The sequence below is a fragment of the Streptomyces sp. NBC_01431 genome (assembly GCF_036231355.1).
Classification (GTDB): domain Bacteria; phylum Actinomycetota; class Actinomycetes; order Streptomycetales; family Streptomycetaceae; genus Streptomyces.
In genome coordinates this window covers 1858936-1872454 of record NZ_CP109496.1, presented here as the reverse complement: position 1 = coordinate 1872454, position 13519 = coordinate 1858936, and the positions used below count along the sequence as shown (strand labels likewise).

The following is a 13519-nucleotide window of genomic DNA, read 5'->3' as shown; positions in this document are numbered from 1 at the left end:
GTACTGAACGCGTCGTACGGGACGGGGAGTTGCTTTCCCGCCCAGACCGGCGCAACGAACCGCCGTCAACCGGACCTGTGACCGGTCCGTCCGGACCTGGTCGGGCGGGGTGTACGGGGGCAGGACGGGGCACTTCGGACCCTCGGCCTGCACGGGCCCCGACCGGAACGGCCCGAACGACCTGTCCGGCGGGAATGGCCTGTCCGGCCACGGCCCGGCGCCTGCACGATGGCCGGCTTGCTGTTCGCCTTCGAGGGCGATGCCGGACCGGATCAACCCGCTGGGGGAGGGGTGGGTCGCCGCGTCCTGAGCGCGATCACCGGTGCGCGGGCCGCCTACGATGGGGCCCGGCGGCCCGCACACCTCTAAACTGGACGGCTGTCGTCCCCGCACGTCAGAGGAGCCCCGCACGTTGTCCGAGAACCCCGGCGCAGCCGTCCCCTCTCCGGGGGCCACCCGCCTCGCCCTCGTGTCGGACTGCGGCAACTGCTTCGGCCTGTGCTGCGTGGCGCTGGCCTACTCCGCCTCCGCGGACTTCGCGATCAACAAGCCCGCCGGGAAGCCCTGCCCCAACCTCCAGCAGGACTTCCGCTGCGGAATCCACCGGGACCTGCGCCAGAGCGGGTTTCGGGGCTGCACCGTGTACGACTGCTTCGGCGCCGGACAGAAGGTCTCCCAGCAGACCTTCGAGGGCCGCGACTGGCGCGCCGAGCCGGGCGCCGCCGCCCCGATGTTCGAGGTCTTCCCCGTGATGCGGCAGCTGCACGAGCTCCTCTGGTACGTCACCGAGGCGCTCGCGCTGCCGAAGGCGCGGCCCGTCCACGCGGAGCTGCGCGCCGCCCTTGAGGAGACCGAGGCGTTCACGGACCTGGCCCCCGAGGCCCTGCGGGACCTGGACGTGGCCGCCCACCGCGGCAAGGTAAACCAGCTTCTCCTGAAGGCGAGCGAGCTGGCCAGAGCCGACTTCAAGGGCAAGAAAAAGGACCGTCGCGGCGCCGACCTGATGGGCGCGCAGCTGAAGGGCGTAGACCTGCGCGGTGCCAACCTGCGCGGGGCGTTCTTGATCGCCGCAGACCTGCGCGGCGCGGATCTGCGCGGCGCTGATCTCATCGGCGCCGACTTCCGCGACGCGCGGCTGTCCGGCGCCGATCTGACCGAGGCGTTCTTCCTCACCCAGGCCCAGCTGAACGCCGCGAAGGGCGACGCGACGACAAAGATCCCACCGTCGCTGACGCGCCCCGCGCACTGGTAGCGAGCCCAGAAACGAGGGCACCCAGGCCGGGCCACCCGGGCCGGGCCACCCGGGCCGGGTCCCGCCCGCTGACGCCGATCATGAGCGTGGGTGGTCTTGGGGGGTGGGGTCAGGCCGTCCCGCCCGGTGATGCCGGACGTGGTGGGGTGGCCTCGGGAACACGATGTCCGGGTCGGGTTCCGCCCGCTCATTCCGATCGCGTGGTGGGGTGGCCCAGGCGACTACGGCGTCCGGGCCGGGTCCCGCCCGCTCGTTCCGATCACGTGGTCGGGTGGCCCAGGCAACTACGGCGTCCAGGCCGGGTCCCGCCCGCTCATTCCGATCACGCGGTCGAGGAGCGGCGCCCCCTCAGGTACGGCGATGGCCGGGCCGAAGGCCTCGCTGCGCGCGCTCGGGTCGTTCTGCGACGGCGCGAGGAGCGCATAGGACTCCTCCAGGTCGCACTGCGCGGGCCGGTAGGCCTGGCCGGTGGCCTTCGCCAGGTCCCAGCCGTGGACGACCAGCTCGTCGAGGCCGACCCGGCCCATGACCGCCGCCGGGAGGGTGACACCGCCCGCCCGGGTGTCGCCCTCCCAGGCCGCCGGGTCCCGCCAGGCCTCGGCCATCGCGGCCAGGCGGGCGGGCAGCGTGTCGCGCCAGTCGGCGGGCAGCTCGGGTGGCGGAACGCTGCCGGGAGGAGTGCTGGTCGAGGGGCCGAAGTCCTTGCGCGCCGTGTCCTGGAAGGCGCCACTGAGCCCCCAGACGTGGGAGATGAGGTCACGTACCGGGTACTTGGGGCACGGCGTCGGGGCATCCAGCTGATCATCGCGGACGCCTTCGAGGAGACGAGTCACTTCGCCCGCCGCCGCACTGAGGTCGGGAAGGGAGGCATGGGAATTCGTGTCGCTGCTCATACAGGGGAGACGGCGCGGCAGCGGAAAACTCATCGCTCGGTGGGAGGCCGAATTCCCCCGGCCCCGCGGACACCGCCGTGCGCGCTCGTCCAATCCCTGACCTCGTACCCCTTCACCGCCACCGGTTTCACCGCCACCGATCCGCCCGGCACCCGCCACGGCGTGAAGATCCGCGCCACGGTGCCGGACGGGAGGCGGGGCGACTTCTCGGCCAGCCGGCGGTAGCCGTCCCCCGAGCGTGAGGGTCACGCCAGCCGGCGGCCGCCGAACGCGCCGGATCCGTCCGCCTGTTGCCACCACTTCTCCAGACCGGGCTGGTCCATCGCGGACCAGTCGGGGGTCTCCTGTACGAGCCCGAGCCCGAGGCGGCGACCGAGGTCGACCATGCTGCGGCCGACCGGGGACCGTACGGCGTCATAGGCGGCCAGCGCCTCGGGCCAGTCCGTCGCCGACGCCAGCGCGGTCTGCAGGGCGGTCGCGTCCTGGAGCGCCTTCACCGCGCCCCCGCCGGTGTGCGGCCGGGCCACCGTGGCCGCGTCCCCGGTCAGTGCGAGCCGCCCGGCCGCGTACCGCGGTGCGGTGAAGTCGTACATGGGCTGGATGAAGGTGTCCTCGGGCGCGGTCAGGTGCATCAACTGGCCCCAGTACGGCGGGAGTTGAGTGTCGGCCACTTCGATGGCGACCCCGCGCAGCGCGTCGGAGAGGGTGCCGGGCGGCAGGCTGGTGGGGGAGTCGAGGGGCAGCCCGTGGTCCGGGGGCGGTGCCGTGTAGAGAACCCAGTTGACGCGCTGACCGCCCCGGCCGTCCGGTATGCGGTAGATGATCGCGTGGCCGCCCGGGAAGACGGCGTACACGCAGTCCTCCACGGGCCACCGCCCGGGATCGGGAAGCCGTTCGGCGGGGAAGGCGCCGCGCCAGGCGAGGTAGCCCGCGTACCGCGGCCGCACGTCGGCGTAGGCGGCCGTGCGGACCACCGAGCGGTAGCCGTCGGCGCCCACGACGAAGTCGAAGCGTTCGGAACTCCCCTCGGACGTGCTCAACTCCACTTCGTCGGCGACTACTTGGAGATCCTCGATCGCCGTACCCGCTCGGAAGTCCACCGACTTCGGTACCCGGCCCCGCAGTTCGCGCCAGAGTGGTCCCCAGTTGTACGTGCGGAACGGGAACGGCAGCACGCCGACCTGACGACCCAGTGGGGCCGAGCCGTCGCGCACGTACCAGCATCGCCTGCTGAGCTGTATCCACGGCATCCCGGCGTCCACATAGCCGGCCGCCTCCAGTTCCCCGTACCGGTCGTTGTGCATCGCGAGCCCCACGCCGCGGTCGGCCAACTGCCCCGCGGCCCGCTCGTACACCGTGATCTCCTCGGCACCACCGCGGTGCGCGGCGAGTGCCGCGGCACACCCCGCGACGCTCCCGCCCACGACGGCAACTCGCCCTCCACGCATGCCCAGTGTCCTCGCAGTCCTCGTCAGACGGGGTGCCGGGCACAGACCCGACGGACGCCCCCGGCGGATTGTCGCAGCAACCACGACCGCTTGGTCGTGACCGGCAGGATCACCGAGCGCGTGAGCTCGGGGGCGGGCATGGGCGCCCTGCCCAACGCCGAACCCGTCCGCGCCCGGCGTCGCGTCACCGGGCCCCCGGAATCTCCCCGGGCGGCGCGCCATCGTGCGGCGCTTCCTGAAGCGGGTGGTTCTGGTGACGGGGTGCATCGTCGGCAGAGTTTGAAAACAACCCCGCCCCCGGTGCTGTGCGGAACCGGGGGCGGGGCGATGGGGGCTTGTCAGGGGGGCGGGTCAGCCTACGAGTTGTTCGTAGGCCGGGAGGGTCAGGAAGTCGGCGTAGTCCGTGTCCAGGGAGACCTTCAGGAGGAGGTCGTGGGCCTGCTGCCACTTGCCTGCCGCGAAGGCCTCCTCGCCGATCTCCGCGCGGATCGCGGCCAGTTCCTGCGCCGCGACCTTGCGGGCGAGCTCCGCGGTGGCCGTCTCGCCGTTCTCGAAGACGACACCCGCGTTGATCCACTGCCAGATCTGCGAGCGCGAGATCTCCGCGGTGGCCGCGTCCTCCATCAGGTTGAAGATGGCGACCGCGCCCAGACCCCGCAGCCACGCCTCGATGTAGCGGATGCCGACCTGGACCGCGCTGACCAGGCCCTGGTAGGTGGGCTTGGCGTCGAGGGAGTCGATGGCGATCAGGTCGCCGGGGGCGACGGAGACGTCCTCGCGCAGCCGGTCCTTCTGGTTCGGCTTGTCGCCGAGCACCGCGTCGAACGACGCCATCGCGATCGGCACCAGGTCGGGGTGGGCCACCCAGGAGCCGTCGAAGCCGTCGCCGGCCTCGCGGTCCTTGTCGGCCTTGACCTTCTCGAAGGCGACCTTGTTGACCTCGGCGTCCCTGCGGGACGGGATGAACGCCGCCATGCCGCCGATCGCGTGCGCGCCGCGCTTGTGGCAGGTGCGGACCAGGAGTTCGGTGTACGCCCGCATGAAGGGCGCCGTCATCGTGACCGCGTTGCGGTCCGGGAGGACGAACTTCTCGCCGCCGTCGCGGAAGTTCTTGACGATCGAGAAGAGGTAGTCCCAGCGGCCCGCGTTCAGCCCCGCGGCGTGGTCGCGGAGCTCGTAAAGGATCTCCTCCATCTCGTACGCCGCCGTGATCGTCTCGATCAGGACCGTCGCGCGGACCGTGCCCTGCGGGATGCCGACGTAGTCCTGCGCGAAGACGAAGATGTCGTTCCACAGGCGCGCCTCAAGGTACGACTCCGTCTTCGGGAGGTAGAAGTACGGGCCCTTGCCGAGGTCGATCAGGCGCTGCGCGTTGTGGAAGAAGTACAGGCCGAAGTCCACCAGCGCGCCGGGCACCGGGCGGCCGTCGAACTGGAGGTGGCGCTCCTCCAGGTGCCAGCCGCGCGGGCGCATCACGACGGTCGCGAGCTCGGCGGCGTCCTTCAGGGCGTACGACTTGCCCGACTTCGGGTCGGTGAAGTCGATGCGGCGCTCGTACGCGTCGGTCAGGTTGAGCTGGCCCAGGACGACGTTCTCCCAGGTGGGAGCCGAGGCGTCCTCGAAGTCGGCGAGCCAGACCTTCGCGCCCGAGTTCAGCGCGTTGATGGTCATCTTGCGGTCGGTCGGACCGGTGATCTCCACGCGGCGGTCGTTCAGTGCGGCCGGGGCCGGCGCGACCTTCCAGTCGGCGGCGCGGATCTCGGCGGTCTCGGGGCGGAAGTCCAGCGTGGAGGTGCGGGCGATCTCGGCGCGACGGTCCTTGCGGCGGGTGAGCAGCTCGTCACGGCGGGCCGTGAAGTTCCGGTGCAACTCGGCCACGAAGGCGAGAGCCGCGTCGGTGAGTACCTCATCCTGCCGGGGCAGGGGCTCGGCATCGACGATGGCCAGCGGGGACGGCGCTGGTGCGGACATGAGCTGTCACTCCTTCGCGGGCGGTGCCCTGACGGCCGCCGGGTCGCCAAGACTGGCACTCAGTGCCAGGGCTCCGAGATACGACTGTGGGCGCCGTCTGATCTATCGGGCGCTTCTGAACAGTGGATACTAGTTTCCTCATGGTGGAAGTTCAATGGTTTGTTGATGTCGAGATTCTCCGGGTCGACAGACCATGGCGCTGGGTGCCACCCCGTTCACTCCACGTTTCCACCCCTCCCTGTCTACTCCAGCCGAGCCAGGTCCGCCTCGGTGTCGATGTCGTACGGGTCGGCCACATCCCCGCACTCGACCAGAGTGACCTCCATCTCGTGAGCCTTCAGATAGGCGCGGGCCCCCCGGTCACCCGTCGCGCCGGCCGCGATGTCGGCCCAGCGGTCCGCCCCGAAAAGCACCGGATGCCCCCGCTTCCCGTCGTACGAGGCCGCCACCAGCGCATCGCCCGAACGGTGGGCGGCGAGCACCCGCGCCACGGCCTCGGCGCCGATGCCCGGCTGGTCGACCAGGCAGACCAGGGCCGCGCTCGGCCGCCCCTCGGCCGTGGCGAGCGCGTCCAGCCCCGCCCGTAGCGAGGACCCCATGCCCTCGGCCCAGTCCGGATTGTCGACCAGTACGCAGCCCGGCAGGTCGGCCCGGACCCGTACCTCGTCGGCCGCCGCGCCGAGGACCACGTACACCTGATCGCAGCCACCCTCGCGCAGCACCCGGGCCGCGTGCTCTACGAGTGGGCGGCCGCGGTGCAGGAGCAGCGCCTTCGGGCGGCCGCCGAGGCGTCTGCCACCGCCCGCCGCTAGCAGCAGTCCTGTCACAGGGGCCTCGTTTGTCATTGGTCGCGTCATGGCCCCAGATATATCCAACGCTTCTGCCGAATTCCGTCCGCGCAGTGGCGCACGGCACACCGGATGGCGTTAACTGGCCCGCGCATCCCGGCAGTTGACCTTTGCTGTACGGGTTTTGGACACCTGCACAAGGACGTGCGTGGGGGAGGACTTTTGTTGCGAGGCGTGGAGCAGAGGCCCGTGGCAGGCAGCGGTGAGGACCCTAGGGTGAGCGAGCTGCGGACGGCTGTCGCCCGGCTGCGCCGGGAGCTGGCCGGTCATCCGGCGGAGTTCCCCGATCGGGCCGTCGCCGAGGACGAGTTGGCGGCGCTGGCCGCGATGGCCATCAGTGGTGTTCCGGAGGTTCCGCGGCTGCGCCGGTCGCTGCTGCTGATCGCGGGCTCGATCGGCTCGGTCAGCGCGCTGGCGGGCGCGGTCACGGACGTACGGAAAGCGGTCGAGTTATTCGGTGAGCCGCCTGGCAGGTAGGAAGTCTGGTTTCCGGCCCAGGTCCGGTGATTCGCCGGGCGGGAGCTCCGGCTTCTGGCGCAGGCCCGGCAGGTCGCCGGGTCGGTAGTAACTCCCGCACCCGGTACAGATCGCACACGGCCCGCCCGCGTACCCCGCCCTCCGAGGGCAAACCCCCATACGACCCTCGGCGCAGTGCTCCAGCCCCGACGGGGCCCGAGCGGCTGGGAGACGCGGTGCGGGCCGTCGGCGCGGAAGGCCGGGGCCGGCCCCATGACGCGGGGCCTTGAGGCGGCCCGTCACGGGCGCGGGCCGGGCGCCCAATACGCCTTCATGCACGCCAGTGCGGAAGGCCGGGGCCGGGTCCACGGCACGGGCCTTGAGGCGGCCCGCCGACGGCGCGGGCCGGGGGCGCCGCCCCTTCACGCCACCCAGTGCGGACGGTTCTGCTCGCCGGCGAACGCGGGCAACCCCGCGTCCAGGGTCGCGGCCAGTCGGCGGACCGCCTCCTCCGCGGTTTCCGGGTCGTGTACGAACGGGATCCGCAGCCGGTGTTCGTGGGTGCCCGCGTCGGCGGCGAAGCGGGAACCCGGCTGGATGTTCACGCCGTGGGCCGGCGCCGCCTGGGCCAGCGCGCCCGCGACCGGGCGGCCGAGATCGACCCACAGCGAGAGCCCGCCGGACGGCAACTGCCATCGCCATTCGGGCAGATGGCGGGCCAGGGACGCGGCCAGCGCGTCGCGCCGCTCGCGCAGCCGAGGCAGCCGCTCGCGCAGCACGTCGTCCATGCCCGGCAGCAGCGTCTTGGCGAGCACCTGGTCGAGGAGCGAGGGCGCCAGGTCCACGTGGATGCGCAGCGCGGCCAGTTCGTTGATGAGCCGGGAGCCCGCCCGCACCCAGCCGGTGCGCAGCCCGCCCCAGTGGGTCTTGCTCAGCGAGCCGACCGTGATGATCTGCTCCGACTCGCCCTGGTGGGCCAGCGAGGCGAACGGTGCCGGCGCGGGCGCCGACAGCGTCATCTCGGCCATCGTCTCGTCGATGAGCAGCCAGGTGCCGGTCGCCCGCGCCGCGCGCAGCAGCCGGGTCCGCTGCTCGGTGCTCATCAGGGCGCCGGTCGGGTTCTGGAAGTCCGGGATGAGATAGGCGAGCCGGGGAGCGGTCTGGCGCAGGGTGCATTCGAGGAGCTCGATGTCCCAGCCGTCCTCCGTGACCGGCACCGGGGTGATCCGCAGCCCCGCGTGGCGCACCGCGTCGAGGGCGTTGGGATACGAGGGGCTCTCGACCAGCGCCCGGTCGCCGGGCCTGCCGAGGAGGCCGACCACGAGGGACACCGCGGACTGGGCGCCGGTGGTGATCAGGATCTGCTCGGGCAGGGTGGGCAGGCCGCGCCGGGTGTAGCGCTCGGCGACCGCGGCGCGCAGCTCCGGCAGACCGAGCGGGTGGTACCCGTTGGAGGCCGCGTGGCAGGCCAGTTCGGGACCGGCGAGTTCGAACGCGGCGGCCAGTTCGGCGGCCGGGGCGCTCGGCGCGGCCATCGCCAGGTCGATGACTCCGTCGGCGGCCTGGTAGCGGGCCACATTGGCCGGTGTCTCGCCTTCGGGAAGCGCGGTCCAGGTTCCGGAGCCCCGGCGGCTGAGCGCATAGCCGCCCTCGCGCAGGAGGTCGTACGCGGCCGTGATGGTGGCCCGGCTGACGGCCAGGGCGGTGGCGAGCTCGCGCTCGGCGGGCAGCCGTGTGTGCAGCGGGATCCGGCCGTCCAGCAGCAGCGTGCGCACACCCTGGGCGAGGGCGCGGTAGCCGGGGTGCGGGCCGGCGAGGGCGGTGACGTGGGCGGCGAGCTGGCGACTGCCGAGCGTCCTCGCGGTGCCGCTCCCGGTGTCCACGGACCGGACCACTCGCACGCCTGCCATACCAACCTCCGTGAATTGGCCATGCTTTCCAGTCCAATCAGCCTACAGAATCGGGTTCCGTCAGCATATTGGCCTGGACGATGTGGCCGAGAAGGGTGAGTTGTCATGGAACGCGATGTGGCAGTCACGGACCGGTTCGAGCGGGAGTTGCAGCGGCGCCACGAGGAGCGGCCGAGGGGAATCGCGTTGGTCTGGCTGCGCGGGCTGCGGCAGCGCAAGGAGCGTGCGAAGTGACCGGGGGCGCGTGGTGGTGGGGGTCGGCGGCTCGTTGGGCAGCCTGGCCGCGCTGCGGGCGGCGGTGGACGATGCCCGCGCGGGCGGCCGCGTGCTGGTGGCGGTGACCGCGTGGGAGCCGCCGGAAGGGGAGGCGCTGTACGCGCGCAACCCCGACGCCGCCTGGGCCGCTTACCACGAGGGCCGAGCGCGCGACCTGCTCGACAGGGCTGTGCAGGAGGCACTCGGCGGATCCCCGAAGGACATCGCGGTGCGGAAGCTGGTCCTGCTCGGCAAGGCGGGGCCGGTGCTGTGCACGGTGGCGGACCGGCCGCAGGATCTGCTGGTCGTCGGCGCGCGCGGGCGCGCCGGGCTCCGGTACGCCGCCACCTGCACCGGCGCGCATGGTGCGCCGTCCTGATGGTTCCGGCGCCCCGCCTGCCGAAGCGCACACTGCGCGCCCTGCGGCACGCCGATGCCGAGGACTGCGCGCTGCAAGGGTGACGAGAGCCGGGGGCCGGGCCGAACAGGGGCGGTCGCGGCCCCCCCACCGTGCGAGTGGACGTACTCAGTCCGGCCCGCCGTGCGGGTGCATGTGCTCAGTCCGGCCCACCGCGCGGGTAGACGCGTTCAGCCCGGCCCGCCGTGCGAGTGGACGGGCTCAGTCCGGCCCACCGCGCGAGCGGACGCGTTCAGTCCGGCCCGCCGTGCGGGTGCACGCGCTCAGCCCGGCTGGCGGATCAGGCGGCGTGCGCTCGCCGCCGCGACCGCCGAGGTGCGCGAGTCCACGCCCAACTTCGCGTAAATATGGACCAGATGGGACTTGACCGTTGCCTGGCTGAGGAACAGTTGCTTGCTGATCTGCTGGTTGGACAGGCCGTCCCCCACCAGTTGCAGCACCTCCAGCTCGCGCCGGGTCAGGGCCTCCGCGGGGGTGCGCATCCGGTCCATCAGCCGGTGCGCCACCGCGGGCGCGAGCGCCGACTGCCCCGAGGCGGCGGTGCGGACCGCCGCCGCCAGCTCCTCCGGCGGGGCGTCCTTGAGGAGGTAGCCCGCCGCGCCCGCCTCGACCGCGGCGAGGATGTCCGCGTCGGTGTCGTACGTCGTGAGGACGAGGACGCGCGGAGCGCCCGGTCGCCCGGTGATCGCGGCGGTCGCCTCGGCGCCGTGCATCCCGGACCCGAACTGGAGGTCCATCAGCACGACGTCGTAGGCACCGGACGCGGCCAGCTCCACCGCCCGCTCGGCGGTGGCGGCCTCGCCGGTCACCGCGAAGCCGGGCTCGGTGTCGAGGACCGCGCGCAGACCGGCCCGCACGATCGGGTGGTCGTCGGCCAGCAGCAGCCGGATCGGCGCCGCGCTCACCGGGCACCCGCCACGGGCAGCGGCAGCGTGATCGCGACGGCGGTGCCCTGGCCCGGTGCCGTCTCCACGCTCAGCGTGCCGCCGAGCGACTGGGCCCGCGAGCGCATCGCGGGAAGACCGAAGCCACTGGTGTCCTTCGGTCGCCGCTCGGCCGGGTCGAATCCGCGCCCGTCGTCCACGACATCCAGGGCCACCGAGGTGTCCATGAAGCTGAGGGTGATCTCCGCGCGCCCGGCGGCCGCGTGCTGCACGGTGTTGGCGAGCGCCGACTGCGCGATGCGCAGCAGGGCCACCTCGTACGGCGTCGGCAGCTCTACCGGCGTGCCGCTCACGCCGAACTGCACGGCGGGGCCCGGCGTCGCCGCGCACAGCCGCTCAAGCGCGCCCGACAGCGAGCCGTGTTCCAGATCCGGGGGCGTCAGGGCCCGGACGAACCGGCGGGCCTCGGCCAGGTTGTCCTGGGCGGCGCGGCGAGCCTGCTCGACGTGTTCGCGAGCCGGGTCGTCGGCGGGCAGCGCGCGCTCCGCGGCGCGCAGCAGCAGCTGAATCGAGGAGAGGCCCTGGGCGAGCGTGTCGTGGATCTCGCGGGCGAGCCGCTCGCGCTCGGCGAGGGTGCCCGCCGCGCGCTCGGCGTCCGCGAGTTCGGCCCGTGTCGCGACCAGCTCGTCGATCAGTTCGCGGCGCCGCTCGCTCTCCCGGTACAGCGCGTCGTAGCCCAGCACCGTCGCGACGGCGACCGCCGCGCCGAGCAGCGGCCCTATGAACGTGCCCGGCGTGACCTGCTGTCCGTGCAGCAGGAAACTCGCGATGGCCGCGCCCGCCGTGGCCAGGACGGCCGGCAGTGCCCAGCGCATCGCCAGCAGGTGCAGCAGCAGGAAGTAGAGCGGGAAGGCCGCCCACAGCGCGTCGGGGGAGAAGGCGAGCAGCGCGAGCCAACAGGCGCCGAGCGCCGCGAGCCATACGGCGGCCGCCGCGGTCTGCGGCCGCACCGCGGGGACGGCCACGCCCGCCGCGTACACCGCCGCCATCACGGCCACCGCCACCACGACGGCCGTCGCGTGCTGTGTCCCCTCGCTCAGGGCCCGCACCGCGGCGAGCGCGAGCAGCCCGCCGAGCAGCGCGTGCAGACACAGGCGCAGCAGAGCGGCGACGGGGGTGTGGGGGCGTGCGGAATCCATAGGCCTTCCAGCGTACGGGGGAGGCGGGCGGTCCCGGTCAACCGAAAGTTTGATGTGCGGATGCATCCTTCGATACCGCCCGTGCATCCCGCCGCGCGATGTGGCGGCGGGCTCCGGCCGGAAGGCTTGGCCCCATGTTCGTCGCATGGAGAGACCTCCGGTTCGCCAAGGGCCGGTTCGCGCTGATGGGTACGGTCGTGGTGCTCATCACCCTGCTGGTGGGGCTGCTTTCCGGGCTCACCGCCGGGCTGGCAAGGGACAACACCTCGGCCGTCAGCGCGCTGCCCGCCGACCGGCTCGCGTTCGCCGCCCCACCGTCCGGACAGTCGGCGTCCTTCACCAACTCCGTTGTGCCAAGCGGTACTTGGCACAAGTGGCGGCAGGCTCCCGGGGTGCGCGACGCCCAGCCGCTCGCCATCTCCACCCTGAACGCGAAGGCGGGCGACCGCACGGCGGCCGTCTCGTCCTTCGCCGTCACACCGGGATCAAACCTCGCGCCCGGCTCGACCCCCGCGTCCTCGGCGGTGCGCCCCGGATCCGTCGTCCTCTCCGAGGGCGCGGCCGAGGCCCTGGCCGCGAAGGCGGGCGACACCGTGACGCTGGGCGGCCGGGCGCTGACCGTGGCGGCGGTGACGGGCGAGGACTCCTACAGCCACACCCCTGTCGTATGGACGGCGCTGGCGGAGGACGCCCCCGCGACGGTCGTCGCGCTCACCCTCGGTGCCGGCGCCGACCTCGCCGCCCTCGACAAGGAATTCGGCACGACGAGCCTGACGCTCTCCGGCGCGCTCTCCGCGCTGCCGTCCTACCAGGCCGAGAACGGCTCGCTTCAGTTGATGCGCGGTTTCCTCTTCGTCATCTCGGCGCTCGTCGTCGGCGCGTTCTTCACCGTGTGGACGATCCAGCGCAGCGGAGACATCGCCGTACTGAAGGCGCTCGGCGCCTCGACGCCGTACCTCTTGAAGGACGCGCTCGGGCAGGCCGTGCTGATGCTCGTCGCGGGAACGCTCGTCGGCACCGGGCTCGCCTCGCTCGCCGGGGGCCTGGTCGGCGACGCGGTGCCCTTCGTCCTCGACCTCGCCACCACGCTCACGCCGGCCGCCGTCCTGATCGTCCTCGGCGTGATCGGCGCCGCCCTGTCCATCCGGCGCATCACCGCCGTCGACCCGCTGACCGCGCTCGGGAGTGCCCGATGAACCCCGCTTCGACCCCGCCCCTCCTGCTCGACGGCATCACCCTGACCTATCCCGACGGCGAAGACCGCCTCACCGCGCTCGACTGTGTGTCGGTTTCCGTCGAGGCGGGCACCGTGACGGCCTGCGTCGGCCCCTCGGGATCCGGCAAGTCCAGCCTGCTCGCGGTCGCCGCGACGCTGGTCACCCCGGACCGCGGACGCGTCGTCGTGGCCGGCACCGAAACCGGCGCGCTCGGCCCGGCCGAGAAGGCGGCGCTGCGCCGCGACACCATCGGCATCGTCTTCCAGCAGCCGAACCTGCTGCCCTCGCTCACGGCCGCCGAACAGCTCCAGGTGATGGCCCACCTCGCGGGCCGCAGGCCGCGCGAGGCACGGGGGCGCGCCCTGGAACTCCTCGCCGCCGTCGGCCTCACCGCCGAGGCCCACCGCCGCCCGCACCAGCTCTCCGGCGGTCAGCGCCAGCGCGTCAACATCGCCCGCGCCCTCATGAACGACCCCGCCGTGCTCCTGGTCGACGAGCCCACAAGCGCCCTCGACCACGATCGGGGTGCCGCGGTACTCGACCTGCTCGTCACGCTCACCCGCGAACGCGGCACGGCCACCGTCCTGGTCACCCACGACCGCGCCCACCTGGAGCGGATGGACGCCGTGGTGACCATGGCCGACGGTCATCTGAGCCAGGCGCGGGCGGTCGCGAGCTGAAGGCCGCGGATCCGCCCGGCACAACATTGGACGGCGCATGGGGCGCTCCATACCCCCCGTGCGCCGGACGTTCACCCCCGAGCGGCCG

13 protein-coding genes are annotated in these 13519 nt (G+C 72.8%); 6 read left to right on the top strand and 7 right to left on the bottom strand.

The genetic code is table 11. The features are described 5' to 3' along the window. Positions 1–412 precede the first annotated feature (412 nt). A complete protein-coding gene (locus OG522_RS08785; RefSeq protein ID WP_329462378.1) occupies positions 413–1252 on the top strand; it encodes a pentapeptide repeat-containing protein in 840 nt (279 codons plus the stop codon). A gap of 284 nt (positions 1253–1536) precedes the next feature. Here OG522_RS08785 and OG522_RS08780 read toward each other — a convergent pair whose 3' ends face one another. The 4 genes from OG522_RS08780 to OG522_RS08765 all read right to left on the bottom strand — a co-directional run bounded on the left by OG522_RS08780 (position 1537) and on the right by OG522_RS08765 (position 6421). Then, entirely contained in the window at positions 1537–2145 is a 609-nt protein-coding gene (locus OG522_RS08780; protein WP_329462377.1) for a TIGR03086 family metal-binding protein, read from the bottom strand. A 245-nt stretch (positions 2146–2390) separates the two neighbouring features. Beyond that, on the bottom strand, positions 2391–3593 hold the full coding sequence (locus tag OG522_RS08775) for an FAD-dependent monooxygenase (RefSeq protein WP_329462376.1): 1203 nt from the start codon (positions 3591–3593) through the stop codon (positions 2391–2393). A 351-nt stretch (positions 3594–3944) separates the two neighbouring features. Continuing rightward, entirely contained in the window at positions 3945–5564 is a 1620-nt protein-coding gene (aceB, locus tag OG522_RS08770; protein WP_329462375.1) for a malate synthase A, read from the bottom strand. A 242-nt stretch (positions 5565–5806) separates the two neighbouring features. Next, positions 5807–6421 carry a nucleotidyltransferase family protein gene (locus tag OG522_RS08765; RefSeq protein ID WP_443074678.1) on the bottom strand — a complete coding sequence of 205 codons (615 nt, stop codon included), beginning with the start codon at positions 6419–6421 and terminating at the stop codon, positions 5807–5809. A 153-nt stretch (positions 6422–6574) separates the two neighbouring features. Here OG522_RS08765 and OG522_RS08760 point away from each other — a divergent pair, with 153 nt between their 5' ends. Further along, positions 6575–6889, top strand: coding sequence for a DUF5955 family protein (locus OG522_RS08760; protein WP_329462373.1), 315 nt, complete (start codon positions 6575–6577; stop codon positions 6887–6889). 401 nt (positions 6890–7290) lie between these two features. Here the strand turns inward: OG522_RS08760 and yczR are convergent, their stop codons facing one another. Next, on the bottom strand, positions 7291–8778 hold the full coding sequence (gene yczR, locus OG522_RS08755) for a MocR-like transcription factor YczR (RefSeq protein ID WP_329462372.1): 1488 nt from the start codon (positions 8776–8778) through the stop codon (positions 7291–7293). A 105-nt stretch (positions 8779–8883) separates the two neighbouring features. On the opposite strand from yczR, the gene OG522_RS08750 reads away from it, so the two are divergent. Together OG522_RS08750 and OG522_RS08745 are read left to right on the top strand one after the other, a co-directional pair. Then, on the top strand, positions 8884–9012 hold the full coding sequence (locus OG522_RS08750) for a hypothetical protein (RefSeq protein ID WP_329462371.1): 129 nt from the start codon (positions 8884–8886) through the stop codon (positions 9010–9012). Next, positions 9002–9412: a universal stress protein gene (locus OG522_RS08745; protein ID WP_329462370.1), complete on the top strand. Its 411-nt coding sequence runs from the start codon at positions 9002–9004 to the stop codon at positions 9410–9412. The genes OG522_RS08750 and OG522_RS08745 overlap by 11 nt, the downstream gene beginning before the upstream one ends. Before the next feature lie 302 nt (positions 9413–9714). On the opposite strand, the gene OG522_RS08740 is transcribed toward OG522_RS08745, so the two are convergent. Further along, positions 9715–10356, bottom strand: a complete 642-nt coding sequence (locus tag OG522_RS08740; protein WP_329462369.1) for a response regulator transcription factor — start codon at positions 10354–10356, stop codon at positions 9715–9717. After that, entirely contained in the window at positions 10353–11534 is a 1182-nt protein-coding gene (locus tag OG522_RS08735) for a sensor histidine kinase (protein ID WP_329462368.1), read from the bottom strand. The genes OG522_RS08740 and OG522_RS08735 overlap by 4 nt, the downstream gene beginning before the upstream one ends. Positions 11535–11668: 134 nt before the next feature. Between OG522_RS08735 and OG522_RS08730 the strand changes: the two genes are divergently transcribed. Together OG522_RS08730 and OG522_RS08725 are read left to right on the top strand one after the other, a co-directional pair. After that, a complete protein-coding gene (locus OG522_RS08730) occupies positions 11669–12730 on the top strand; it encodes an ABC transporter permease (protein WP_329462367.1) in 1062 nt (353 codons plus the stop codon). Further along, entirely contained in the window at positions 12727–13431 is a 705-nt protein-coding gene (locus OG522_RS08725) for an ABC transporter ATP-binding protein (protein WP_329462366.1), read from the top strand. Before OG522_RS08730 ends, OG522_RS08725 begins: the two co-directional genes overlap by 4 nt. Positions 13432–13519: the final 88 nt, after the last annotated feature.

What these genes read in the sequence shown, in the direction of transcription:
- OG522_RS08780 (WP_329462377.1), bottom strand. Translation starts at nt 2,145, where the DNA reads ATGAGCAGCGACACGAATTCCCATGCCTCCCTTCCCGACCTCAGTGCG.
- OG522_RS08775 (WP_329462376.1), bottom strand. Translation starts at nt 3,593, where the DNA reads ATGCGTGGAGGGCGAGTTGCCGTCGTGGGCGGGAGCGTCGCGGGGTGT.
- aceB (WP_329462375.1), bottom strand. Translation starts at nt 5,564, where the DNA reads ATGTCCGCACCAGCGCCGTCCCCGCTGGCCATCGTCGATGCCGAGCCC.
- OG522_RS08765 (WP_443074678.1), bottom strand. Translation starts at nt 6,421, where the DNA reads ATGACGCGACCAATGACAAACGAGGCCCCTGTGACAGGACTGCTGCTA.
- yczR (WP_329462372.1), bottom strand. Translation starts at nt 8,778, where the DNA reads ATGGCAGGCGTGCGAGTGGTCCGGTCCGTGGACACCGGGAGCGGCACC.
- OG522_RS08750 (WP_329462371.1), top strand. Translation starts at nt 8,884, where the DNA reads ATGGAACGCGATGTGGCAGTCACGGACCGGTTCGAGCGGGAGTTGCAG.
- OG522_RS08735 (WP_329462368.1), bottom strand. Translation starts at nt 11,534, where the DNA reads ATGGATTCCGCACGCCCCCACACCCCCGTCGCCGCTCTGCTGCGCCTG.
- OG522_RS08730 (WP_329462367.1), top strand. Translation starts at nt 11,669, where the DNA reads ATGTTCGTCGCATGGAGAGACCTCCGGTTCGCCAAGGGCCGGTTCGCG.
- OG522_RS08725 (WP_329462366.1), top strand. Translation starts at nt 12,727, where the DNA reads ATGAACCCCGCTTCGACCCCGCCCCTCCTGCTCGACGGCATCACCCTG.